General features: G+C 60.5%; 20 protein-coding genes. 14 read left to right on the forward strand and 6 right to left on the reverse strand.

Annotation, left to right across the window (positions count from 1 at the left end):
* The 7 genes from ACQKP4_RS24460 to ACQKP4_RS24490 all read left to right on the forward strand — a co-directional run.
* Window positions 1–1246: glutamine synthetase family protein (locus ACQKP4_RS24460; RefSeq protein WP_427636339.1), on the forward strand; the 1246-nt coding region annotated here is incomplete at its 5' end.
* Between the two features lie 56 nt (window positions 1247–1302).
* Entirely contained in the window at window positions 1303–2667 is a 1365-nt protein-coding gene (locus ACQKP4_RS24465) for an aspartate aminotransferase family protein (RefSeq protein WP_427636341.1), read from the forward strand.
* 183 nt (window positions 2668–2850) lie between these two features.
* Window positions 2851–3948, forward strand: coding sequence for a polyamine ABC transporter substrate-binding protein (locus ACQKP4_RS24470; protein WP_427636375.1), 1098 nt, complete (start codon window positions 2851–2853; stop codon window positions 3946–3948).
* 244 nt (window positions 3949–4192) lie between these two features.
* Window positions 4193–5290 carry a polyamine ABC transporter substrate-binding protein gene (locus ACQKP4_RS24475; protein ID WP_427636343.1) on the forward strand — a complete coding sequence of 366 codons (1098 nt, stop codon included), beginning with the start codon at window positions 4193–4195 and terminating at the stop codon, window positions 5288–5290.
* A 73-nt stretch (window positions 5291–5363) separates the two neighbouring features.
* Window positions 5364–6506, forward strand: coding sequence for an ABC transporter ATP-binding protein (locus ACQKP4_RS24480; protein WP_427636345.1), 1143 nt, complete (start codon window positions 5364–5366; stop codon window positions 6504–6506).
* Between the two features lie 35 nt (window positions 6507–6541).
* Window positions 6542–7423 carry an ABC transporter permease subunit gene (locus ACQKP4_RS24485; RefSeq protein WP_427636377.1) on the forward strand — a complete coding sequence of 294 codons (882 nt, stop codon included), beginning with the start codon at window positions 6542–6544 and terminating at the stop codon, window positions 7421–7423.
* On the forward strand, window positions 7420–8310 hold the full coding sequence (locus ACQKP4_RS24490; RefSeq protein ID WP_427636347.1) for an ABC transporter permease subunit: 891 nt from the start codon (window positions 7420–7422) through the stop codon (window positions 8308–8310). Before ACQKP4_RS24485 ends, ACQKP4_RS24490 begins: the two co-directional genes overlap by 4 nt.
* Before the next feature lie 142 nt (window positions 8311–8452).
* Here ACQKP4_RS24490 and ACQKP4_RS24495 read toward each other — a convergent pair whose 3' ends face one another.
* On the reverse strand, window positions 8453–9094 hold the full coding sequence (locus tag ACQKP4_RS24495) for an HD domain-containing protein (protein ID WP_427636349.1): 642 nt from the start codon (window positions 9092–9094) through the stop codon (window positions 8453–8455).
* Window positions 9095–9426: 332 nt separating this feature from the next.
* Between ACQKP4_RS24495 and ACQKP4_RS24500 the strand changes: the two genes are divergently transcribed.
* On the forward strand, window positions 9427–10392 hold the full coding sequence (locus ACQKP4_RS24500; protein WP_427636351.1) for a GlxA family transcriptional regulator: 966 nt from the start codon (window positions 9427–9429) through the stop codon (window positions 10390–10392).
* Between the two features lie 141 nt (window positions 10393–10533).
* Here ACQKP4_RS24500 and ACQKP4_RS24505 read toward each other — a convergent pair whose 3' ends face one another.
* Together ACQKP4_RS24505 and ACQKP4_RS24510 are read right to left on the reverse strand one after the other, a co-directional pair.
* On the reverse strand, window positions 10534–12945 hold the full coding sequence (locus ACQKP4_RS24505; protein WP_427636353.1) for a penicillin acylase family protein: 2412 nt from the start codon (window positions 12943–12945) through the stop codon (window positions 10534–10536).
* A 102-nt stretch (window positions 12946–13047) separates the two neighbouring features.
* Window positions 13048–13626 (reverse strand): DUF6436 domain-containing protein, encoded by a 579-nt coding sequence (locus tag ACQKP4_RS24510; RefSeq protein ID WP_427636355.1) that lies wholly within the window; start codon window positions 13624–13626, stop codon window positions 13048–13050.
* Window positions 13627–13723: 97 nt separating this feature from the next.
* Between ACQKP4_RS24510 and ACQKP4_RS24515 the strand changes: the two genes are divergently transcribed.
* On the forward strand, window positions 13724–14671 hold the full coding sequence (locus tag ACQKP4_RS24515) for an alpha/beta hydrolase (protein ID WP_427636357.1): 948 nt from the start codon (window positions 13724–13726) through the stop codon (window positions 14669–14671).
* A gap of 108 nt (window positions 14672–14779) precedes the next feature.
* On the opposite strand, the gene ACQKP4_RS24520 is transcribed toward ACQKP4_RS24515, so the two are convergent.
* The gene (locus tag ACQKP4_RS24520; protein WP_427636359.1) at window positions 14780–15523 is read right to left on the reverse strand and encodes a DUF2059 domain-containing protein; all 744 of its coding nucleotides are present in this window, start codon (window positions 15521–15523) and stop codon (window positions 14780–14782) included.
* A gap of 108 nt (window positions 15524–15631) precedes the next feature.
* Between ACQKP4_RS24520 and ACQKP4_RS24525 the strand changes: the two genes are divergently transcribed.
* Window positions 15632–16264, forward strand: a complete 633-nt coding sequence (locus ACQKP4_RS24525; RefSeq protein WP_427636361.1) for a 2OG-Fe(II) oxygenase — start codon at window positions 15632–15634, stop codon at window positions 16262–16264.
* A 2-nt stretch (window positions 16265–16266) separates the two neighbouring features.
* A complete protein-coding gene (locus tag ACQKP4_RS24530) occupies window positions 16267–16752 on the forward strand; it encodes a DUF523 domain-containing protein (RefSeq protein ID WP_427636363.1) in 486 nt (161 codons plus the stop codon).
* Window positions 16753–16908: 156 nt separating this feature from the next.
* Here ACQKP4_RS24530 and ACQKP4_RS24535 read toward each other — a convergent pair whose 3' ends face one another.
* Window positions 16909–17496: a transporter substrate-binding domain-containing protein gene (locus tag ACQKP4_RS24535; RefSeq protein ID WP_427636365.1), complete on the reverse strand. Its 588-nt coding sequence runs from the start codon at window positions 17494–17496 to the stop codon at window positions 16909–16911.
* 136 nt (window positions 17497–17632) lie between these two features.
* Here ACQKP4_RS24535 and ACQKP4_RS24540 point away from each other — a divergent pair, with 136 nt between their 5' ends.
* Window positions 17633–18058 (forward strand): DUF4399 domain-containing protein, encoded by a 426-nt coding sequence (locus ACQKP4_RS24540; RefSeq protein ID WP_427636367.1) that lies wholly within the window; start codon window positions 17633–17635, stop codon window positions 18056–18058.
* Window positions 18059–18122: 64 nt separating this feature from the next.
* Here the strand turns inward: ACQKP4_RS24540 and serA are convergent, their stop codons facing one another.
* Window positions 18123–19352, reverse strand: a complete 1230-nt coding sequence (serA, locus tag ACQKP4_RS24545) for a phosphoglycerate dehydrogenase (RefSeq protein ID WP_427636369.1) — start codon at window positions 19350–19352, stop codon at window positions 18123–18125.
* Between the two features lie 204 nt (window positions 19353–19556).
* Between serA and ACQKP4_RS24550 the strand changes: the two genes are divergently transcribed.
* On the forward strand, window positions 19557–20951 hold the full coding sequence (locus ACQKP4_RS24550; RefSeq protein ID WP_427636371.1) for an FAD-binding oxidoreductase: 1395 nt from the start codon (window positions 19557–19559) through the stop codon (window positions 20949–20951).
* Between the two features lie 37 nt (window positions 20952–20988).
* A complete protein-coding gene (locus ACQKP4_RS24555; protein WP_427636373.1) occupies window positions 20989–21654 on the forward strand; it encodes a fumarylacetoacetate hydrolase family protein in 666 nt (221 codons plus the stop codon).
* The last annotated feature ends 346 nt before the right edge of the window (window positions 21655–22000 follow it).

The raw sequence follows: 22000 nt of genomic DNA on the forward strand, positions 1-22000 counted from the left end.
GAAGTACCAGCGATTCTGCCAATGCACCAGAATGAAATCGATCACATGGCCCAAGGCCGTGACCGGCGACTATGTCGAAGACGACATCTATTACGAACTGCTCGACCCGGCCGACATCGACATGATCTGCCGCCCCGACCAGAACGCGGTGTTCCTGGTGCCTTGGGCCATCGAGCCGACCGCCCAGGTGATCCACGACACTTACGACAAGCAAGGCAACCCGATCGAGCTGTCGCCGCGCAACGTGCTCAAAAAGGTCCTGAAACTCTATTCCGACAGGGGCTGGCAGCCAATCGTGGCGCCGGAAATGGAGTTCTACCTGACCAAGCGCAGCGACGATCCCGACTACCCGCTGCAACCGCCAATCGGCCGTTCCGGGCGTCCGGAAATCGGTCGTCAATCGTTCTCTATCGAAGCGGCGAACGAATTCGATCCGCTGTTCGAAGACGTCTACGACTGGTGCGAATTGCAGGAGCTGGACCTCGACACGCTGATCCACGAGGACGGCACGGCGCAGATGGAAATCAACTTCCGTCACGGCGATGCCCTGTCCCTGGCCGACCAGATTCTGGTGTTCAAACGCACCATGCGCGAAGCCGCGCTCAAGCACGACGTGGCGGCCACCTTCATGGCCAAGCCCATGACCGGCGAGCCGGGCAGCGCGATGCACTTGCACCAGAGCATCATCGACATCGAAACCGGCAAAAACGTCTTCTCTAATGAAGACGGAACCATGAGCCAACTGTTCCTGCACCACATCGGTGGCCTGCAGAAACTGATTCCCGAGCTGTTGCCGCTGTTCGCCCCGAACGTCAACTCGTTCCGCCGCTTCCTGCCTGATACCTCGGCGCCGGTGAACGTGGAATGGGGCGAAGAGAACCGCACCGTGGGCCTGCGGGTGCCGGACGCCGGGCCGCAAAACCGTCGGGTGGAAAACCGCCTGCCGGGCGCCGACGCCAACCCGTACCTGGCGATTGCTGCGAGCCTGCTCTGCGGCTACATCGGCATGGTCGAAGGCTTGAACCCGAGTGCGCCGGTGGTGGGCCGTGGCTATGAACGCCGCAACCTGCGCCTGCCACTGACCATCGAAGACGCGCTGGAACGGATGGAAAACAGCGCGACTGTCGAGAAATACCTGGGCAAGAAATTCATCACTGGCTACGTCGCGGTCAAGCGGGCCGAGCATGAAAACTTCAAGCGCGTGATCAGTTCGTGGGAGCGGGAATTCCTGCTCTTCGCCGTCTGATGCGCCGGGCGCCGCTGCTTCTGGCGGCGCTCCAACCCACAACAAGGAGAATTCGCATGACCAGCAACAACCCGCAAACCCGTGAATGGCAGGCCCTGAGCAACGACCACCACTTGGCCCCGTTCAGTGACTTCAAGCAATTGAAAGAAAAAGGCCCGCGCATCATCACCAGCGCCAAGGGCGTTTATCTCTGGGACAGCGAAGGCAACAAGATCCTCGACGGCATGGCCGGCCTGTGGTGTGTAGCGATCGGCTACGGCCGCGATGAGCTGGCCGATGCCGCCAGCAAACAAATGCGTGAGCTGCCTTATTACAACCTGTTCTTCCAGACGGCTCACCCGCCGGTGCTGGAGCTGGCCAAAGCCATCGCCGACATCGCGCCAGAAGGCATGAACCACGTGTTCTTCACCGGTTCCGGCTCCGAAGGCAACGACACCATGCTGCGTATGGTCCGCCACTATTGGGCGATCAAAGGCCAGCCAAAGAAGAAAGTCATCATCAGCCGCAAGAACGGTTACCACGGTTCCACCGTGGCCGGCGCGAGCCTGGGTGGCATGACGTACATGCACGAACAAGGCGACTTGCCGATTCCGGGCATCGTCCACATTGCCCAGCCGTACTGGTTCGCTGAAGGCGGCGACATGACCCCGGAAGAGTTCGGTGTCTGGGCGGCCAACCAGCTGGAAGAAAAGATTCTGGAAGTCGGCGTCGACAACGTCGGCGCCTTTATTGCCGAGCCGATTCAGGGCGCCGGCGGCGTGATCATTCCGCCAGAGACCTACTGGCCGCGCATCAAGGAAATCCTCGCCAAATACGACATTCTGTTCGTGGCCGACGAAGTGATCTGTGGTTTCGGCCGTACCGGCGAGTGGTTCGGTACTGATTATTACGACCTCAAACCCGACATGATGACCATCGCCAAAGGCCTGACCTCCGGTTACATCCCGATGGGCGGCCTGATCGTGCGCGACGAAGTGGTCGCGGTGCTCAATGAGGGCGGCGATTTCAACCACGGTTTCACCTATTCGGGGCACCCGGTGGCCGCTGCGGTGGCGCTGGAGAACATCCGTATCCTGCGCGAAGAAAAAATTATCGAGCGCGTTCATGCCGAAACGGCACCCTATTTGCAAAAGCGTCTGCGGGAACTGAACGATCACCCGCTGGTGGGGGAAGTGCGCGGGGTCGGCCTGTTGGGGGCTATTGAACTGGTTCAGGACAAGGCCACTCGCAAACGTTACGAAGGCAAGGGCGTCGGCATGATTTGCCGCACCTTCTGCTTCGATAACGGCCTGATCATGCGTGCCGTGGGTGACACCATGATCATTGCGCCGCCACTGGTGATTACCAAGGCGGAAATCGACGAGCTGGTGACCAAGGCGCGCAAGTGCCTGGACCTGACCCTGAGTGCGTTGCAATCCTAAGTGCTAGGCTCTGGGCGGGGTGCGAAACCTGCACTTCGCCCAGTGCAAATAAAGGATGGGTCTTTCCTTGAAAGGCTGCCTTGGAACTTGCCAGACTACCGGTTGTTCGGATGCCCAGTAAAACGGCCGCTGAGCACGTGGTTAAAAAGAAAAATTGGAGCATTACCCATGAAGGCATTAGGTATGAAGATAGCTGGCAAGACCCTCCTCGCCATGTCCCTGCTGGGCGCAATGGCGGGTGCAGTGCAGGCGGACGACAAGGTGTTGCACGTCTATAACTGGTCCGACTACATCGCTCCGGACACCATCGCGAACTTCGAGAAAGAGTCGGGGATCAAGGTGGTGTACGACGTTTTCGACAGCAACGAAACCCTTGAGGCCAAGTTGCTGGCAGGCAAGTCCGGCTACGACATCGTCGTGCCGTCGAACAACTTCCTGGCCAAGCAGATCAAGGCCGGCGTTTACCAGACGCTGGACAAGTCCAAGCTGCCTAACTGGAAAAACCTCAACCCTGACCTGCTCAAAGCGGTATCGGTGAGCGACCCGGGCAACGAACACGCCTTCCCTTACATGTGGGGTTCGATCGGTATCGGCTTCAACGCCGAGAAGGTCAAGGCTGCACTGGGCGCCGATGCACCGACCGATTCCTGGGACCTGATCTTCAAGCCTGAAAATGCCGCGAAGCTGAAGTCCTGCGGTATCAGCCTGCTCGATTCGCCAACCGAGATGATTCCGGCGGCGTTGCACTACCTGGGCCTGCCAACCGACAGCCAGAAGAAAGAAGACATCGACAAGGCAGAAGCCCTGCTGTTGAAAGTCCGTCCTTCCATCGCCTACTTCCACTCGTCCAAGTACATCTCCGACCTGGCCAACGGCAACATCTGCGTGGCCGTCGGTTACTCGGGTGACATCTACCAGGCCAAGTCCCGCGCCGCTGAAGCCGGTGACAAGGTCAAGGTCAGCTACAACATTCCGAAAGAAGGTGCTGGCAGCTTCTACGATATGGTCGCCATCCCTAAAGATGCCGAAAACGTTGAAGGCGCCTACAAGTTCATGAACTACCTGCTACAGCCGCAAGTCATGGCGTCAATCACCGACGCCGTGCGCTTCCCGAACGGTAACGCCGCCGCCACGCCACTGGTGGATAAAGACATCACCAGCGACCCGGGCATCTACCCACCGGCAAATGTGATGGCCAAGCTGTACGCGATTGCCGATTTGCCGGCCGCGACCCAGCGGCTGCTGACTCGCAGCTGGACCAAGATCAAATCCGGTAAATAAACCGTAAACCTTGCGGGAGCGAGCTTGCTCGCGAACAAAAACGTAACGACGCGGGGTGTCAGCCACACCGCGTTATCGTTGACGACCATCGCGAGCAAGCTCGCTTCTGCAAGGGTCGTGGCATAAAAGTTTTGCTGGAATGGTTTATCGAGGGTAAGTTGCGCGCCGGTTTTGTTGCTGGGCAGCTCTGTCTGTCATGTAACGCGGGGCAACTTGGGCCCAACTAATTTTAGAGGACCTCCACTTGCCTATTTTTTCTTTGTTGCGCAATGCATTGCTGGCCGGCGCCGGGCTGACGCTCGCGCTCACCGTCCAGGCCGCCGGTACGGTGCATATTTATAACTGGTCCGATTACATCGGTGAGACCACGCTGGCCGACTTCCAGAAAGCGACCGGCATCAAACCCGTGTATGACGTCTTCGACTCCAACGAAACCCTGGAAGGCAAGTTGCTGGCCGGGCGCACCGGTTACGACGTGGTCGTGCCGTCCAACCACTTCCTGGGCAAGCAGATCAAGGCGGGTGCCTTCCAGAAGCTCGACAAGTCGCTGCTGACGAACTACGGCAACCTCGACCCGGTGCTGCTCAAGCGTCTGGAGCAAAACGATCCGGGCAACCTGTATGCCGTGCCGTATCTGTGGGGCACCAATGGCATCGGGTACAACGTCGACAAGATCAAGGCTGTTCTGGGCGTCGACAAGATCGACTCGTGGAGCGTGCTGTTCGAGCCTGAGAACATCAAGAAACTGCACAGTTGCGGCGTGGCGTTCCTCGATTCCGCCGATGAAATGATGCCGACGGTCCTCAACTACATGGGCCTCAACGCCAACAGCACAGACCCCAAGGATTACGAAAAGGCCACGGCCAAGTTGCTCGCGGTGCGTCCGTACGTCACCTATTTCCACTCCTCGAAATACATCGCGGACCTGGCCAACGGCGACATCTGCATCGCCATCGGTTTCTCCGGCGACATGTTCCAGGCCAAGCACCGCGCCGAAGAGGCCAAGAAAGGCGTGAACATCGCCTACTCGATTCCCAAAGAGGGCGGCGCGCTGTGGTTCGACATGCTGGCGATTCCAAAAGACGCGGCCAACGTCAAGGAAGCCCACGCCTTCATCAACTATCTGCTGAAACCTGAAGTTATCGCGCAGGTCAGTGATTACGTCGGCTACGCCAACCCTAACCCGGCGTCGGACAAACTGATGGAACAGTCCATACGCACCGACGAATCGGTTTATCCCCCGCAAGCCGTCCTCGACAAGACCTACGTGTCGATCGAGTTACCACCGAACATTCAACGTTTGATGACCCGCAGCTGGACCAAGGTCAAGACGGGTAAATAGCTTCAAGGCTCAAACTATCCAAGGTTGGCTCACCTCGAGCGAACTGCACTCTTTTTTTCTGGGAGTTTCGTAAATGGCAGTTGCCTCCGGCGCCTATAAGAAAGCCCTCGAGGGCGACCAGTCACCTAAACAGGTGCTGGTCAAAATCGACCGGGTCACGAAGAAGTTCGACGAGACGATTGCCGTGGACGATGTGTCCCTGGAAATCAAGAAAGGCGAGATTTTCGCCCTGCTCGGCGGCTCGGGATCGGGCAAGTCCACTTTGCTGCGCATGCTCGCAGGTTTCGAACGGCCCACGGAGGGGCGCATTTTCCTCGACGGCGTCGACATCACCGACATGCCGCCGTACGAGCGACCGATCAACATGATGTTTCAGTCGTACGCCTTGTTCCCGCACATGACCGTGGCGCAGAACATCGCCTTCGGCCTCAAGCAGGACAAGATCCCGGCAGCCGAGGTGGATGCCCGCGTGGCGGAAATGCTCAAGCTGGTGCAGATGAGTCAATACGCCAAGCGCAAGCCGCATCAATTGTCCGGCGGTCAGCGTCAGCGTGTGGCACTGGCACGTTCCCTGGCCAAGCGGCCGAAGCTGTTGCTGCTCGACGAACCGATGGGCGCGCTGGATAAAAAACTGCGTTCGCAAATGCAGCTGGAGCTGGTCGAGATCATCGAGCGCGTCGGCGTAACCTGCGTCATGGTGACCCACGACCAGGAAGAGGCCATGACCATGGCCGAGCGCATCGCGATCATGCACCTGGGCTGGATCGCCCAGATCGGCAGCCCGATCGACATCTACGAAACCCCGACCAGCCGTCTGGTCTGCGAGTTCATCGGCAACGTCAACATCTTCGAAGGTGAAGTGATCGACGACGCCGAAGGCCACGCGATCATCACCTGCAAGGACCTGGACCGGAAGATTTACGTTGGCCACGGCATCAGCACTTCGGTGCAGGACAAGTCCGTCACCTACGCGATCCGTCCGGAGAAACTGCTGGTCACCGCCGACATGCCGACGTGTGAATACAACTGGTCCAGCGGCAAGGTCCACGACATCGCCTACCTCGGCGGGCACTCGGTGTTCTACGTCGAACTGCCGAGCGGCAAACTGGTGCAGTCGTTCGTGGCCAACGCCGAACGCCGTGGCCAGCGCCCAACCTGGGGCGATCAGGTCTACGTGTACTGGGAAGACGACAGCGGCGTGGTACTTCGCTCATGAACATGCGCAAATTCAAACGCCGCCTCAATCGAATAATTCCCGGTGGCCGTCAGCTGGTCATCGGGGTTCCGTTCATCTGGCTGTTCATGTTCTTCATGCTGCCGTTCTTCATCGTCCTGAAGATCAGCTTCGCCGAAGCCGACGTGGCCATCCCGCCATACACCGAGATCTACAGCTTCATCGACCAAAAGCTCCAGTTGCTGTTGAATCTGGGCAACTACGCGATGCTCGGCGACGACGAGTTGTACATCGCCGCCTACCTCGGCTCGCTGAAGATGGCGCTGATCAGCACCGTCCTCTGCCTGCTGATCGGCTACCCGATGGCCTACGCCATCGCCAGCGCCCGCAAAGAGCTGCAAACGGTGTTGGTGCTGCTGATCATGATGCCGACCTGGACGGCGATCCTGATCCGCGTTTATGCGTGGATGGGCATTCTCAGCAACAACGGCCTGCTCAACGGTTTCCTGATGAGCATGGGCTGGATCAACGAACCGCTGCAGATCCTCAACACCAACCTCGCGGTCTACATCGGCGTCGTCTATTCGTACCTGCCGTTCATGATCCTGCCGCTGTACGCCAACCTGGTGAAGCACGATCACAGCCTGCTGGAAGCCGCATCGGACTTGGGTTCGAGCACGTTCAACAGCTTCTGGAAGATCACCATTCCGCTGTCGAAAAACGGCATCGTCGCCGGCTGCATGCTGGTGTTCATTCCGGTGGTGGGCGAGTTCGTGATCCCGGAACTGCTCGGCGGTCCGGAAACGCTGATGATCGGTAAAGTGCTGTGGCAAGAGTTCTTCAACAACCGTGACTGGCCGGTGGCGTCTGCCCTGGCGGTGGTGATGCTGGCGATCCTGATTGTGCCGATCATCCTGTTCAACCGCAGTCAGGCCAAAGAAATGGAGGGCAAAGAATGAAGCGCTTCAATTTCTCAAGCTTCATGTTGGTATTCGGCCTGCTGTTCATCTACGCACCGATGCTGATCCTGGTGATCTACTCGTTTAACGCCTCGAAACTGGTGACGGTGTGGGGCGGCTGGTCGATCAAGTGGTACGTCGGCCTGCTCGACAACACCCAACTGATGGGCTCGGTAGTGCGCTCGCTGGAAATCGCCTGCTACACCGCGATTGCCGCGGTAGCGCTGGGGACACTGGCGGCGTTCGTGCTGACGCGCATCACCCACTTCAAGGGCCGCACGTTGTTCGGTGGCCTGGTCACCGCGCCGCTGGTCATGCCCGAAGTGATCACCGGTCTGTCGCTGTTGCTGCTGTTCGTGGCGATGGCGCAGATGATCAGCTGGCCACAGGAACGCGGCATCATCACCATCTGGATCGCCCACACCACGTTCTGTGCGGCGTATGTGGCGGTGGTGGTGTCGGCGCGCTTGCGTGAGCTGGACCTGTCGATTGAAGAAGCGGCGATGGACCTCGGTGCGCGGCCGTGGAAGGTGTTCTTCCTGATCACCATCCCGATGATCGCGCCGTCGCTGGCGGCGGGCGGCATGATGTCGTTCGCGCTGTCGCTGGATGACCTGGTGTTGGCGAGCTTCGTGTCGGGCCCGGGTTCGACGACCCTGCCGATGGAAGTGTTCTCGGCGGTGCGTCTGGGCGTGAAGCCGGAGATCAACGCCGTGGCCAGCCTGATTCTGCTGGCGGTGTCGATCGTGACCTTCCTGGTCTGGTTCTTCAGCCGCCGCGCCGAAGAAAGCCGCAAACGCGCGATTCAGCAAGCCATCGAAGAAGGCGCTGCCGATTCGTGGAAGCAACCGGACGTGCGTCGCGCACCGGCGCCGGAAGTGGCCTGAATGCAGTGCCGGGTTGACCACAAAAATGTGGCCAACCCAAATCCCATGTGGGAGCGGGCTTGCTCGCGAAGGGGCCGTATCAGTCGATGTAGATCTCGACTGACACAGCGCTTTCGCGAGCAAGCCCGCTCCCACAGTTGTTTCAGGACACCCAAGGGGATTTGCGGATGATCTCGACGAAGTTCATCGGCTTGAACCCCGGCTCGCTGTCCACCAGCACATCGGCATTCACCGTGCCAAACGTGGTGTCGGGCTTGTGTTTGAAGCCGTTGGCGAACGCACACAGGATGCATTCCTTGAACCCTTCACCGCGAGGGTGGGCGTGTACCACCGCTTCGCGCTGCTCGGTGGGGAACGCCGCGTAATCGATACCCAGCACGTCCATCTCGACGCCAGCGGTCACCAGTGCCACATTCGGGCGCAGGTGTTGCGGTACGCCCGGCGTGGTGTGCAGGGCAATCGACAACCACACTTGTTCGATGTCGTCGTCGCTCAGCCCATAAGGCTTGAGAAACGCTTTGGCGGCATTGGCACTGTCGACTTCAAAACGGTCGTCATCGCTGCGCTGACCGTCCACCAGACCCAGGTCATGGAACATCGCGCCGACATATAACAGCTCCGGGTTGTACGCCAGTTGCTTGCGTTCGCCGCTCAAGGCCCCGAACAGAAACACTCGGCGCGAGTGGTGGTACAGCAGATCGGATTCAACGTCGCGGATGTATTCGGTGGTGGCCCTGGCCAACGCGCTGTCGGGGATTTTGATGCCGGCAATGATGCTGCTCATGGTGCTTTCCTCATCGGGAACGCCGTGGCGGCGCTGATGGGTAAAGTCTGTGCCCCTGCCGAAAAGCGAACAATCGACGCATGGCTGCGATCCTTGCCAATGAACCTGCATATCGCGCCAACCTCGCTTGTTGGGCAGTGTTTCGCTAGGGTTGGTCGCAGTCAATGAGCCCTTGTGGCGAGGGGGCTTGCCCCCGTTGGAGTGCGTAGCGCTCCCAAGGTTTTGGGGCCGCTGTGCAGCCCAACGGGGCGGTGCGACGTTTCGCCAAGCCCCCTCACCACAGGGAATGGGATTCGCCACAGGTACGCGTGATTCATAGAGGCTTTTTTATCATGAGTAAAACCGTCGCCATCGTGGTCTTCTCCGGCGTCCAGTCGCTCGACGTCACCGGGCCCATGGACGTGTTTGCCGAGGCCAATCGATTCCTGGCGCCCGCAGACCACTACCGGCTGGAGGTGATCGGCGTCGAGCGCGGGACGATGCCGTGTTCCAACGGTTTGCAGCTCAACGCCCATCGGCATTTCAGCGAAGCGCTGCAAGCCTATGACTTGCTGCTGGTGGCCGGCGGGCCGCAATTGCCGTTTCTGGATTTCGGCGCGGCATTTGATCGCTGGCTGCTGGATGCCTGCGGGCGGGCGCAGCGTTTTGGCTCGATCTGCAATGGCGCGTTCATGCTTGCCAGGGCCGGTTTGCTTGAAGGGCGAACCGTTACCACCCATTGGAACGATGCGACAGCACTGGCCGCTTTATGCCCCTCGACGCAGGTTGAGGCTGATCGCCTGTACGTGCAGGACGGTGCGCTGTACACCTCGGCCGGGGTCACGGCGGGGATTGATTTGTCGTTGTACTTGCTGGCCCGGGATCACGGGCCGGAAGTCGCGTTGAGCGTGGCCAAGCGGCTGGTGGTGTTCACCCAGCGCTCGGGCGGGCAGTCGCAGTTCAGCCCGTTTCTCACGCCCCACGCCGAACCGACCTCGGCCGTGGCGCTGGTGCAGCTTTACGTGCTCGCCAACCTCACCGGTGACCTGACCATCGCTGACCTGGCCAACGCCGCCAACATGAGCGCGCGCAATTTCTCGCGGGTGTTCGCCAAGGAAGCAAAAATCACCCCGGCGGAATTCGTCGAGCGGGCGCGGGTGGATGCCGCGCGCGTGCTGCTCGAAAGCACCCACGCGCCGCTGAAAACCGTGGCCTATCAGTGCGGTTTTCGCGATGCCCAGCACATGCGCAGTGTGTTCAACCGGCGGTTGGGCGTGACGCCGCAGCAGTTCAGGCTGAACTTTGCGGCGATGGTTTGAGCGATGCATTTTGGGTGTTTTTGCGGGCCTCTTCGCGAGCAAGCCCGCTCCCACATTTGATGTGTGTACACCGATCCAGTGTGGGAGCGGACTTGCTCCGGGCGGCGTTCCGACGAAGGCGTCGGCTCGGCCAACAAAAATCTAAGGGGTCGCCCGCGCCGGCAAAAACTTCAACGTCCCGCGCGTATTGGCCGTGACCTCTTCGTCATTGAAGTGCGCCTGATAGTAAATCCCGTCGATATACGACTCAGCCTGGTCGTCATAGTGCGCGTCGAACGGCACGCCGCTCTGGCCGACGGGGTTGATGGTCAGGCTGTGGGCCGGGTCGGCGAAGTCCACCAGGCGCCGGGTCGACGGCCCGTACGTCACCGGCCACGGCGCCGGGCCGATCTTGGCCGAAAGATTGTTGGGCACTTCATGGCTGCCGGGCGCCGCGAACGGGCCGACGTTGAAGATCCGGTCCAGCGGTTTCTGCACGCCCAGCGGATGCCCGTGAGTCAGGGTGTGTGACTTGCCCCACTGCCATTGCGTGGGGTCAGCGCCAAGGGTGGTTTTGAGGTGCGCGAGGCTCGCCTGCCACGCCACCTTGACCGTGTCGGCGCGGGTTTCCTTGCCGAGCGTGTTGCGGTTGTCCCACCACGGCGAATCGGGTGTCGCCGCCAGTCGTGGCAGCGCGGCATCGATCACCCGTGTCGAGAGCAACGTGTCGAAGAAATCATCGCCCAACTCGTCGTGCATCGTCGCGTCAGCCAGGTTGAACAGGAACTGGTTGAACAGCGTGGCGCTGGTGGAATCCAGCGGGTAATCGCCGCCCCACTGCGCCAGTTGCTCGACCAGTTTCAGCTCCGCCGGATCGCTCACCACTTCACGCAACACTGGCAACAACGGCGCCAGCAGGCGTGGGCCATAAGCGGTGGTGGTGCCCAGTTGCAGTTTTTGGTTGGCCTCGTTGTCCCACTTCACGCTCTTGTCGCTGAGCTGGCGATTGAGCTGCTGCCCGCGATCCGCGAGGTTGTAGTAGCCGGGAATCTCCATCCCGGTCGGTGACAGCGGCTGGAAGTTGGCCGAGACGATGTAGCCGCGCGCCGGGTTTTCTTCCTGGGGGTTGGCGCTGAACGGGTAGAAACCATCCTTGTCCGCTTGGTTGGTGCTGCCGTCGAGGATGAACCCGGGCTTCACACCGGCCGCGCGTTTTGGCAGCAGCGCCGAGGCCCACCAGCCGATATCGCCCTTGGCGTTGGCGTAGACAATGTTCAACCCCGGCGCCTGAACCTTGGCCGCCGCTGCGCGTGCCTTGGCCAGCGTGTCGGCGCGGTTGAGCTGATAAAAACCGTCGAGGATCGGGTTCGGCGTTTCCAGGAACGCCCACCACATGGCGATGGGCGTCTTGCCGGCGGCAGTGCCCAGCACATCGTTGACGATCGGGCCGTGGGGCGACTGGCGCAGCGTCAGTGTGACCGGCGCCTGGCCTTTCACCGCGATCTGCTGCTCGGTGGTGACCATGTCGACCCATTTGCCGCGATACCAGACCTGGTTCGGGTTGTCCGGGTTGACCTTCTCGGCGATCAGGTCGAGGTCGTCGTTTTGGAACATCGTCAGGCTCCAGCCGAAGTCCAGGTTGTGGCCGAGAAAGGCAAACGGTACGAGTGCCTGATGATGGCCGTACAGCTCAAAGCCCGGCGCCGACAGTTGCGCTTCGTACCACACCGATGGCACCGAGAAGCGAATGTGCGGGTCGCCGGCCAGCAGCGGTTTGCCGTTTTTGCTGCGGTTGCCGGAAATGACCCAGGCGTTGCTGCCTTCGAATTGCGGCAGACCGTTGTCGGCCAGGGAATGCTCGCTCAGGCGGGCGAGGGCGTTCAGGTCTTTCCAGTCCCCGGCGGCGAGGCTTGGCCCGGCCGTGGAACGGGTCTTGGCCAGCACGCCTTTGGGCTGCCAGTCGAGGTCGAAGATATTCAGGTACTCGGCGCCCAACTGGTCGCGCACGTAAGTCAGCAACGGCTCGGTGCGAAACGCGGCGGCAAAGCTGTACGCCATGTAGCCGGCGACGCTGATGCTGTCTTCGGCGGTGAACGGGCGCTTGGGAATGCCCAGCACGTCGAACTCGACCGGCGCTGCGTGCGTGTCCTGATATTGATTGATGCCGTCCAGATAGGCTTCCAGCGCCTTCCAAGCCGGTGACTGGCGATCCAGCGCGGCCACATAACTGGCGGCGCGTTCGCGGATGCGCAAGCTGCGGAACAGTTTGTCGGTGTCGATCAGTTTCGGCCCGAGCACCTCGGCCAGTTCGCCCCGGGCCAGGCGGCGCATGGCTTCCATCTGGAACAAACGGTCCTGGGCCTGCACATAGCCGAGGGTGCGATAGAGGTCGGTTTCGTTTTCGGCGCGGATGTGCGGCACGCCGCGCTCGTCATAGCGCACGGTCACCGAACTCTGAAGGCGCTGCAACTCGACCTGGCCCTGGCGCGTCGGCTGCTTGAGGTACACGTAACCGCCGACCGCGATGACGAGCGTGACGATCAGCAATACCAGTACGGTCAGGACGCGCTTCATGGTGACTCCTTGTGCTTGGGGATTGCCGCCCGTGTGGGCTGCAAACATGTAGCACAGTCCTCCTGTGCCGGGCATCGCGGTCCTGGAAAAGTCAGGAATGCCTTACTTGGTTTCCACCGGCCACGGGCAGTAGCAACCCACCGCCAGCGTGTGCGTTGCGCTCACCGTGCGGCTTTCGTTCAGCGCTTGCAGGATCGGTTCGATAAAGCTGTTGCTCGAATTGCAGGTCAGGCCTTCGCTGTAGGGGCCGAAATAGGCGAGTTTGCCGCTGCGGTCCCAAATACCGACTGCGGGGCTGGCGGGGATCTGTTCGGAGCCGGGCAGCACCGCGATGGTTTTCATCTGGCTCAGCGTGTTCGGCAGCTGGCCGTGACTGCCGGGTCTTTGTACCGCATAAAACTCGACGCCTTGCGGTCCATAACGCTCGACCAGTTCGGTGAGGTGTTGTTGATTGCCGACGTTGCAGGGGCAGGCCGGGTCCCAGAAATGCACCAGGCGGATGGCGCCGGGGCCGGCGAGTTCATCGGGCAGGCGCAGCGGGTCGCCGGAAAACACCGCCGTGTGTTCGCTGAACGCGCGCAAGTAGCGCCCTTGAAACCAGTCATACGCGGCCCACAACACGCCGGCGCACACGAGGGCGAGCAGGCTGGCAAGCAGTGTGGTGCGGTAGGCCGGACGCATGGCTTTCAATCCTCGAAGGTCGGCTAGCTTGCCATGCTTGCCGCGACAGATGAATATCGCAGGCCCATAAAGTCTGTTTAGCGCTCTGGAATCCTGCATGCCTGCCACTTTCGACCCCGATCACCTGCGAGCCAGCCTGCGGCCATTGGCCGAAGGGCAAGCGCTGTCGATCGAGGCCATGGCGTATCAGCACTTCTACGGGCTGGATTTTCCGGGGCGGACCTTGAAAAGGGGGCTGGGGCGTTTCGAGGTCGATGGCTACGAGTTGGTCAGCCAATTCTGGTGGCCGGAACGGGCGAAGGCGACGCTGTTCCTGTTTCACGGCTTCTACGATCACACCGGGCTCTATCGACATGTGATCGAGTGGGCGCTGGATCAAGGCTTTGCGGTGATCGCCTGCGACTTGCCGGGCCATGGGCTGTCCAGTGGCGAGCGCGCGAGCATCAAGGATTTCGCCGAGTATCAGCACACGTTGCAAGGGTTGTTCGGTGAAGCGCTGTCCCTCGATCTGCCGCAGCCGTGGCACCTGTGCGGGCAAAGCACTGGCGGCGCGATTGTGATTGATCATGTGTTGAATCAAGGGGCGAGCAGTCCGGCGCAAGGTCAGGTGATCTTGCTGTCACCGCTGGTGCGGCCGCGTGCCTGGGGCTGGTCGCAGCTCAGCTATTACCTGCTTAAACCGTTCGTCAAAGCCATCGCCCGGCGTTTCAGCGAGAATTCCAACGACCCGGATTTCCTGCCGTTCCTGCAAGCCGATCCGTTGCAGCCGCTGCGCTTGCCGACCGCTTGGGTCGGGGCGCTGGCGCGGTGGATCAAGCGCATCGAGGCCGCACCGAAGAGTCCGCGTAGGCCGCTGATTGTCCAGGGGCAGGCGGACATGACCGTGGATTGGGAGCATAACCTCGAGGTGCTGAAGGCCAAGTTTGATCGGCCGCAGGTGCTGATGCTGCCTGAGGCGCGGCATCATCTGGCGAATGAGACGCTGGCGTTGCGCGAGGAGTATTTCGGGTTTTTGACGAAGCGGATCAAGGGGCGGAATCTTTAGCGCCTGTCAGGGCCTCTTCGCGAGCAAGCCCGCTCCCACAGGGGACGGAGTTGTCTGCCACTGTGGGAGCGGGCTTGCTCGCAAAAGCTATCTCTCAGGCGCCGAACATTACTGAGGGTTTGTCTGCCCCACCGCCAACCCCGCCCGAATCGCCGCCAGCGCCGCGTCGTAATACGCCTTGCCCTCGGTGGACTCGGCAAACGTGGCGAATTCTTCCAGCTCGTCATCCGACAGGTCGCGATAGACATACAGCAGCGTGTTGTTCAGATCGGTGCCGATCTGATCCATCAAACGCTGGCGCTGACCGTTCAACATGCCTTGGGCCTGACCGCCGCCGAGCAACCCCGGAATCATCGAACTCAAACTGTCGGCCGCCACGCCGGCAATCGCCAGGCTGACTTCCGCGCCGGCCTCACGCGCGGGCAGGGCCTGGGCCAAGTGGCCGATGATCAACTGACGCGAGTCGCTGGCCTGAATCTTCGGCAAGCCCTTGGCGTTTTTCGCCAGTTGGTCGCGACGGGTCGCCAGCAGTTCGGCGGCGACGATTTTCTTGCCCAGCGGCGATTGAAAGAAAGTCAGCGCAGGTTTCGGATCGGCGAGGGTCTTGCGCAGTTGCGCTTCGGCACGCTGGTCCACGGACTGCGGCGCGAAGCGCTGGTTGCTGTTGCTCACCAACGCCTGGAACACCGCCGGCGGCAGGCTGTTCTGGTAGCGCTGCTGGGCGGCGGAGAGGGCGTCGTTAAAATGCGCGCGCTGATCTGGCCAGCCGGCGACCTTGTACAACTGGTCGTAGCTGTCTGCCCACGCGGGCCAAGCACAGAGCATCAACAGTGGGAAAAGCAAACGGCGCATAGGGACTCCTGTCAGCAGGCGACTATTCTCCGTGCGGCATACGGTCTTGTCGAGAATTCGTATCAAGCCGCCGCGCGGCTCTGTCGGATTTTCTGGCGCAGGAATACTATGCGCGCCATGCAAATACCCTCTGATCACCCGCTGCTGTTACGTATCGTCGACGACCTGGCTGCACGCGGCTGGTCGCAGCAGAATATTTTCCTGCCTCTGGCTCTGACCCGAGCACTGGCGGCTGAGTGCCGTAAACGTGCGGCCGACGGTGAACTGGCGCCGGCCGCCGTGGGCCGTGGCCCGACGTCGGAGATCCGCGAAGGCATTCGCGGCGACCATATCCAGTGGCTCGAACCCGGTCAGGCCGAGGCGTGCGACAGCTACCTGGGATTGATGGACAGCCTGCGCGAGGCGATGAATCGCGGGTTGTTCCTGGGCCTGGAAGACTACGAAAGCCATTTCGCCCTGTACCCGCCCGGCGCGTTCTATTTGAAACACGTCGACCGCTTCCGCGACGACGACCGGCGCATGGTCTCGGCGGTGATCTACCTCAATGACGCCTGGCTGCCCGAACACGGCGGCCAGTTGCGCATGTACCTCGATGAAAACGTCGAACATGACGTGGTGCCCACCGGCGGATGCCTTGTGGTATTTCTGTCCGGCGAGGTCCCCCACGAAGTCCTGCCCGCGACCCGTGAGCGCCTGTCGTTGACTGGCTGGTTCCGGCGTCGCGGTAACGAGCCGTTCTGAGCATGCAAAAGATTCTGGTAAGCCGCTGTCTGCTGGGCCATCGCGTGCGTTACGACGGCGGGGCGAGCGGGCCGTTTGATGAGTTGGACCAATGGCTCGACGAAGGTCGGGTGGTGCCGTTGTGCCCCGAAGTCGCCGGTGGATTGCCGACACCAAGGGCGGCGGCGGAGATTCCGGGCGGGCAGGGCGGTGAAGTACTGGATGGTTTTGCGTCGGTGATCACCACCGAAGGCGAGGATGTCAGCGCACAGTTTCTGTCGGGGGCGTATCAGGCGTTGGCGCTGGTGCAACAGCACGGCATCCGGATTGCCGTGCTCAAGGCCAACAGCCCGTCGTGCGGGAATCTGTTGACCTATGACGGGACTTTCAGTGGGGTGAAGGTCAGCGGCGAAGGCGTCACTGCCGCGCTACTCAAGCGGCATGGCGTGCAAGTCTTCAGCGAGCTGGAGTTGGCGCAAGCGGCAGCCGCATTGGCAACCCTGAACTGACATCCACCACAAAACCCTGTGGGAGTGAGCTTGGTGGGAGCGGGCTTGCTCGCGAAGGCGGTAGGTCAGTTGATAGAGATGTCGACTGACCCGCCGCCTTCGCGAGCAAGCCCGCTCCCACAGTGAAGCTCCAACAACTGATCTATTGCCGATGGATCAGGGCTTGGGCGCCACGCTCGTATCCGCCCCCAGCCACTTCTGCGACAACGCCTCCAGCCGCCCATCGGCCTTGATCCGCTGCAACGCGTTCTCCAGGCTGGCGTGAAACGCCGGGTTGCCCTTCTGATACGGAATCACCAGGCTCAGCGCCGGTGCAGCCTTCGGCTTCTCTTCGATCAGCGACTGCACCAGCAGCATCGAGCGCGGTGGCGCTTCTTTTTGCCCGATCAATTGCGCATCGGCGTAGCTGTAAGGCTGGGTGAAGTCGAAACGATCCTTGAGATCCGGGGTCACTGCTATGTGGTTGATCGCAATGTCGTACTTGCCGGTCTCGACGCCGGGCAACAGATCGCTCGAATCGGTCACGACGAAATCGGCGCGTACATCCAGTTCATTGGCCAGCAACTGACCCAGTTCGACTTCGAAACCCGTGAGTTTGCCGTCGTCCTTGAAATTGAAGGGCGGTGTATTAGCCTCAAGGGCAATGCGCAATTCACCACGGTCGTTCACGTCGTCAATCAGTTCGGCATGAGCCAAAGGGCTCAGAAGAGGTAGCAGGCAGATCAGGCCAGGCAAAAAGCGCATGGTCACTCCTTTGAATACATTTATTGCGATGCTCTGGTTCAGGCTCGCTTTGCTATGGTTGTCGAGGTCCTTCGACAACGAATGGCCGTGAAGTTGTCACGGCCGTGCGGATTTTACGGAAAAACTGGAGAAGAGAATGAAAACATTCATGTCACGTGCTGCCTTGGCAGGGCTTCTGTTGGGTGCCTCGATGATGGCCAGCGCTGCGACACCGGCGCCAGCGGGTGCTTCAGTCAGCATCGTCGAACCGAGCAGCGGTGCGGTTGTGGACAAGACATTCAAGGTCAAGTTTGAAGTCAAAGGTATCGCTCTGGCGCCAGCGGGTGATGTCACCGCCAACACCGGCCACCACCACTTGCTGGTCGACGCCAAGGACACAATCCCGGCGGGTGCGGTGATTCCGGCCGATGCCAACCACATCCATTTTGGCAAGGCTCAGACTGAAACCGAGCTGACGCTGACGCCAGGCCAGCACACCTTGCAACTGGAACTGGGCGACAAGAGCCACATGGCTTTCGATCCGCCAATCGTTTCGGAAAAGATCACCGTGACGGTGAAATGATTTTCGCGCAGGCATGAAAAAGGGAGCTCCGAGGAGCTCCCTTTTTTTGTCGCTCAAACAGCGATCAGAACAACACGCGGCAACGAATGGTGCCATTGATGTGTTGCAGCTTCTCCTGGGCGATTTCCGAATAATCGGCATCGACGTCGATCACCACGTAACCGACTTTCTCGTTGGTCTGCAGGAACTGACCGGAGATGTTGATACCGTTTTCGGCGAAGACCTTGTTGATCTCGCTCATCACACCCGGAATGTTCTCGTGGATGTGCAGCAGACGGTGCTTGCCAGGGTGAGCCGGCAGGGCCACTTCCGGGAAGTTGACCGACGATACCGACGTACCGTTGTCGCTGTACTTGACCAGCTTTTCCGCTACTTCCAGGCCGATGTTGGCTTGCGCCTCGGCAGTGGAGCCACCGATGTGCGGGGTCAGGATCACGTTGTCCAGGCCACGCAGCGGGCTTTCGAACTCTTCGTCGTTGGAGCGCGGCTCCACCGGGAACACGTCGATGGCCGCGCCGATCAGGTGCTTGTCCTTGATCGCGTCCGCCAGGGCCTGCAGTTCAACCACAGTGCCGCGAGCGGCGTTGATCAGGATGCCGCCCTTCTTGATGGCGCGGATTTCTTTCTCGCCGATCATCCACTGGGTGGCTGCGGTTTCCGGAACGTGCAGGGTGACGATGTCAGACATGCCCAGCAAATCGTGCAGGTTGCCGACCTGAGTCGCGTTGCCCAATGGCAGCTTGGTCACGGTGTCATAGAAGTACACCTGCATGCCCAGGCCTTCCGCCAGGACCGACAATTGCGTACCGATCGAGCCGTAACCGACGATGCCCAGCTTCTTGCCACGGATCTCGAACGAGTTGGCCGCGCTCTTGATCCAGCCGCCACGGTGGCAGGACGCGTTCTTCTCCGGGATGCCGCGCAGCAACAGGATCGCTTCGGCCAGCACCAGTTCCGCGACGGAACGGGTGTTGGAGTACGGCGCGTTGAACACCGCGATACCGCGTTCGCGGGCAGCGTTCAGGTCAACCTGGTTGGTGCCGATGCAGAAACACCCTACCGCCACGAGCTTCTTCGCGTGATCGAAGATCTCTTCGGTCAGTTGAGTGCGGGAGCGAATGCCGATGAAGTGCGCATCGGCGATCTTTTCCTTCAACTGGGCTTCCGGCAGAGAACCGGTGAGGTACTCGATGCTGGTATAGCCAGCCGACTTGAGAACGTCGACAGCCGATTGGTGGACGCCTTCGAGAAGAAGGAACTTGATCTTGCTCTTATCGAGAGAAGTCTTGCTCATCTGCGTAAACCTGTATCCCGGAGAAAAATGGCAGGAAATGGTCAACAGATGCTGACCCGAACGGCAACAATGCCGTTACCGCAGAATAGCCGTTGGGCACTATCCTGCGGGGTCGGTATGCTAGCATACGCACCCCGCTAAACACCCATTCCTGCGACGTGAAGCGTTCTCAGGATGACCATGAATTGTTCGAGAGTTCTGTCGATGACCAATCCTGCCCTGATTGATGAGCTGAAGACCCTGGTTGAGCCTGGCAAGGTGCTGACCGACGCCGACTCCCTGAATGCTTATGGCAAGGATTGGACCAAGCATTTCGCTCCGGCCCCGACGGCTATCGTGTTCCCGAAAACCACCGAGCAGGTCCAGGCCATCGTGCGCTGGGCCAACGAGCACAACGTTGCGCTGGTGCCGTCCGGCGGTCGCACCGGGCTGTCCGCCGCTGCCGTGGCGGCGAATGGCGAAGTGGTGGTCTCGTTCGACTACATGAACCAGATTCTCGACGTGAACCTCACCGACCGTACCGCCGTCTGTCAGCCAGGCGTGGTGACCGAGCATCTGCAGAACGTCGCTGAAGAGAAAGGCTTGTACTACCCGGTGGACTTCGCGTCCGCCGGTTCCAGCCAGATTGGCGGCAACATCGGCACCAATGCCGGCGGGATCAAGGTGATTCGCTACGGCATGACCCGCAACTGGGTCGCCGGCATGAAAGTCGTCACCGGCAAGGGCGATGTGCTGGAACTGAACCGCGACCTGATCAAGAACGCCACCGGCTACGACTTGCGCCAACTGTTCATCGGCGCGGAAGGCACCTTGGGTTTTGTGGTCGAGGCGACCATGCGTCTGGACCGAGCGCCGAAAAACCTCACCGCCATGGTCCTCGGCACCGCCGATTTCGACTCGATCATGCCGGTGTTGCACGCGTTCCAGAGCAAACTGGACCTGACCGCGTTCGAATTCTTCTCCGACAAGGCCCTGGCCAAGGTCATGGGCCGTGGCGATGTACCGGCGCCGTTCGAGACCGATTGCCCGTTCTACGCGCTGCTGGAATTCGAAGCGACCACTGAAGAAGTGGCCAACCACGCGCTGGAAACCTTCGAGCACTGTGTCGAACAGGGCTGGGTGCTGGACGGCGTGATGAGCCAGAGCGAAACCCAGCTGCAAAACCTGTGGAAGCTGCGCGAGTACATCTCCGAGACCATCTCCCACTGGACGCCGTACAAAAACGACATCTCGGTCACCGTGTCGAAAGTCCCGGCGTTCCTGAAGGAAATCGATGCGATCGTCGGCGAACACTACCCGGACTTCGAAATCGTCTGGTTCGGCCACATCGGCGACGGCAACCTGCACTTGAACATCCTCAAGCCAGAAAACCTGAGCAAGGATGAGTTCTTCGCCAAGTGCGCGACCGTCAACAAGTGGGTGTTCGAAACCGTCGAGAAGTACAACGGCTCGATTTCCGCCGAACACGGCGTGGGCATGACCAAGCGTGACTACTTGACCTACAGCCGTTCGCCGGTTGAGATCGAGTACATGAAAGCAGTCAAGGCGGTGTTCGACCCGAACGGCATCATGAACCCGGGCAAGATCTTCGCTGTTTGACTTTCAAACTTAAAAGCTACGAACCAGGAGTCGGTCCATGAGCTATCAGCACCAGTATGTCGACGGTACGCGTATCCACTTCCCGCTGGGCAAAGTGGTGTGCATCGGCCGCAACTACGCCGAACACGCCAAGGAACTGGACAACCCGGTGCCTACCGAGCCGCTGCTGTTCATCAAGCCGGGCAGTTGCGTGGTGACGCTGGAAGGTGGTTTTGCCATTCCGACCGAGCGCGGCGCGGTGCATTACGAAGCGGAAATCGCGGTGTTGATCGGCAAGCCCTTGTCGACCAGACCGAGCCGTGAAGAAGTGCTGGATGCGATCTCCGGTTTCGCCCCGGCGCTGGACCTGACCCTGCGTGACAAGCAGGCCGAGCTGAAATCCAAGGGTCTGCCGTGGGAAATCGCCAAGTCGTTCGACGGCGCGGCGGTGATTGCGCCGTTCGTGGCGGGCAGCACCTTTGCCGACCTGACCGACATCGGCATCCGCCTGACCATCAACGGCGAAGTGCGCCAGGATGGCAACAGCAAAGACATGCTCAACCCGATTGTGCCGATGATTCAGTACATGGCTGGCTGCTTCTCGCTGCAGGCCGGTGATGTGATCCTGACCGGCACGCCAGTGGGCGTTGGTCCGCTGAATGTGGGGGATGAGCTGGTGCTGGAATTGGTCGGCGCGAGCCGCTTCAACAGCAGCGTGCGCTAACACCAACACCGCAAAACCCTGTGGGAGCGGGCTTGCTCGCGAAGACGTCGTGTCAGTCGATAGAGAGGTCGACTGACACAGCGCCTTCGCGAGCAAGCCCGCTCCCCCATTGGTTGCTGTGATCGGCCGCGCAGGTCGTTCCCGCCATTTCCCGTTTTTTTCACATCTTCTCTGGATAATTCCGGGTCTTGCGGCGTCTGAGCCGAGCCCAATTGTGCTATTACCCCTAGCCTGAATTTCTGGAACGCATCCTTGATGGCCACCCCACCTCTGCCCAAGCTTCAAACTGCCCGCCGCTCGCGCTTTGCCCTGCGTTGGTATTCCTGGCTGTTGCTGGTTGCAGTGG

This window comes from Pseudomonas sp. NPDC086278 (assembly GCF_050280905.1).
In the GTDB taxonomy this organism is placed as follows: Bacteria; Pseudomonadota; Gammaproteobacteria; order Pseudomonadales; family Pseudomonadaceae; genus Aquipseudomonas.

What these genes read in the sequence shown, in the direction of transcription:
- ACQKP4_RS24465 (WP_427636341.1), top strand. Translation starts at nt 1,303, where the DNA reads ATGACCAGCAACAACCCGCAAACCCGTGAATGGCAGGCCCTGAGCAAC.
- ACQKP4_RS24470 (WP_427636375.1), top strand. Translation starts at nt 2,851, where the DNA reads ATGAAGATAGCTGGCAAGACCCTCCTCGCCATGTCCCTGCTGGGCGCA.
- ACQKP4_RS24480 (WP_427636345.1), top strand. Translation starts at nt 5,364, where the DNA reads ATGGCAGTTGCCTCCGGCGCCTATAAGAAAGCCCTCGAGGGCGACCAG.
- ACQKP4_RS24490 (WP_427636347.1), top strand. Translation starts at nt 7,420, where the DNA reads ATGAAGCGCTTCAATTTCTCAAGCTTCATGTTGGTATTCGGCCTGCTG.
- ACQKP4_RS24495 (WP_427636349.1), bottom strand. Translation starts at nt 9,094, where the DNA reads ATGAGCAGCATCATTGCCGGCATCAAAATCCCCGACAGCGCGTTGGCC.
- ACQKP4_RS24500 (WP_427636351.1), top strand. Translation starts at nt 9,427, where the DNA reads ATGAGTAAAACCGTCGCCATCGTGGTCTTCTCCGGCGTCCAGTCGCTC.
- ACQKP4_RS24505 (WP_427636353.1), bottom strand. Translation starts at nt 12,945, where the DNA reads ATGAAGCGCGTCCTGACCGTACTGGTATTGCTGATCGTCACGCTCGTC.
- ACQKP4_RS24510 (WP_427636355.1), bottom strand. Translation starts at nt 13,626, where the DNA reads ATGCGTCCGGCCTACCGCACCACACTGCTTGCCAGCCTGCTCGCCCTC.
- ACQKP4_RS24515 (WP_427636357.1), top strand. Translation starts at nt 13,724, where the DNA reads ATGCCTGCCACTTTCGACCCCGATCACCTGCGAGCCAGCCTGCGGCCA.
- ACQKP4_RS24520 (WP_427636359.1), bottom strand. Translation starts at nt 15,523, where the DNA reads ATGCGCCGTTTGCTTTTCCCACTGTTGATGCTCTGTGCTTGGCCCGCG.
- ACQKP4_RS24525 (WP_427636361.1), top strand. Translation starts at nt 15,632, where the DNA reads ATGCGCGCCATGCAAATACCCTCTGATCACCCGCTGCTGTTACGTATC.
- ACQKP4_RS24530 (WP_427636363.1), top strand. Translation starts at nt 16,267, where the DNA reads ATGCAAAAGATTCTGGTAAGCCGCTGTCTGCTGGGCCATCGCGTGCGT.
- ACQKP4_RS24535 (WP_427636365.1), bottom strand. Translation starts at nt 17,496, where the DNA reads ATGCGCTTTTTGCCTGGCCTGATCTGCCTGCTACCTCTTCTGAGCCCT.
- ACQKP4_RS24540 (WP_427636367.1), top strand. Translation starts at nt 17,633, where the DNA reads ATGAAAACATTCATGTCACGTGCTGCCTTGGCAGGGCTTCTGTTGGGT.
- serA (WP_427636369.1), bottom strand. Translation starts at nt 19,352, where the DNA reads ATGAGCAAGACTTCTCTCGATAAGAGCAAGATCAAGTTCCTTCTTCTC.
- ACQKP4_RS24550 (WP_427636371.1), top strand. Translation starts at nt 19,557, where the DNA reads ATGACCAATCCTGCCCTGATTGATGAGCTGAAGACCCTGGTTGAGCCT.
- ACQKP4_RS24555 (WP_427636373.1), top strand. Translation starts at nt 20,989, where the DNA reads ATGAGCTATCAGCACCAGTATGTCGACGGTACGCGTATCCACTTCCCG.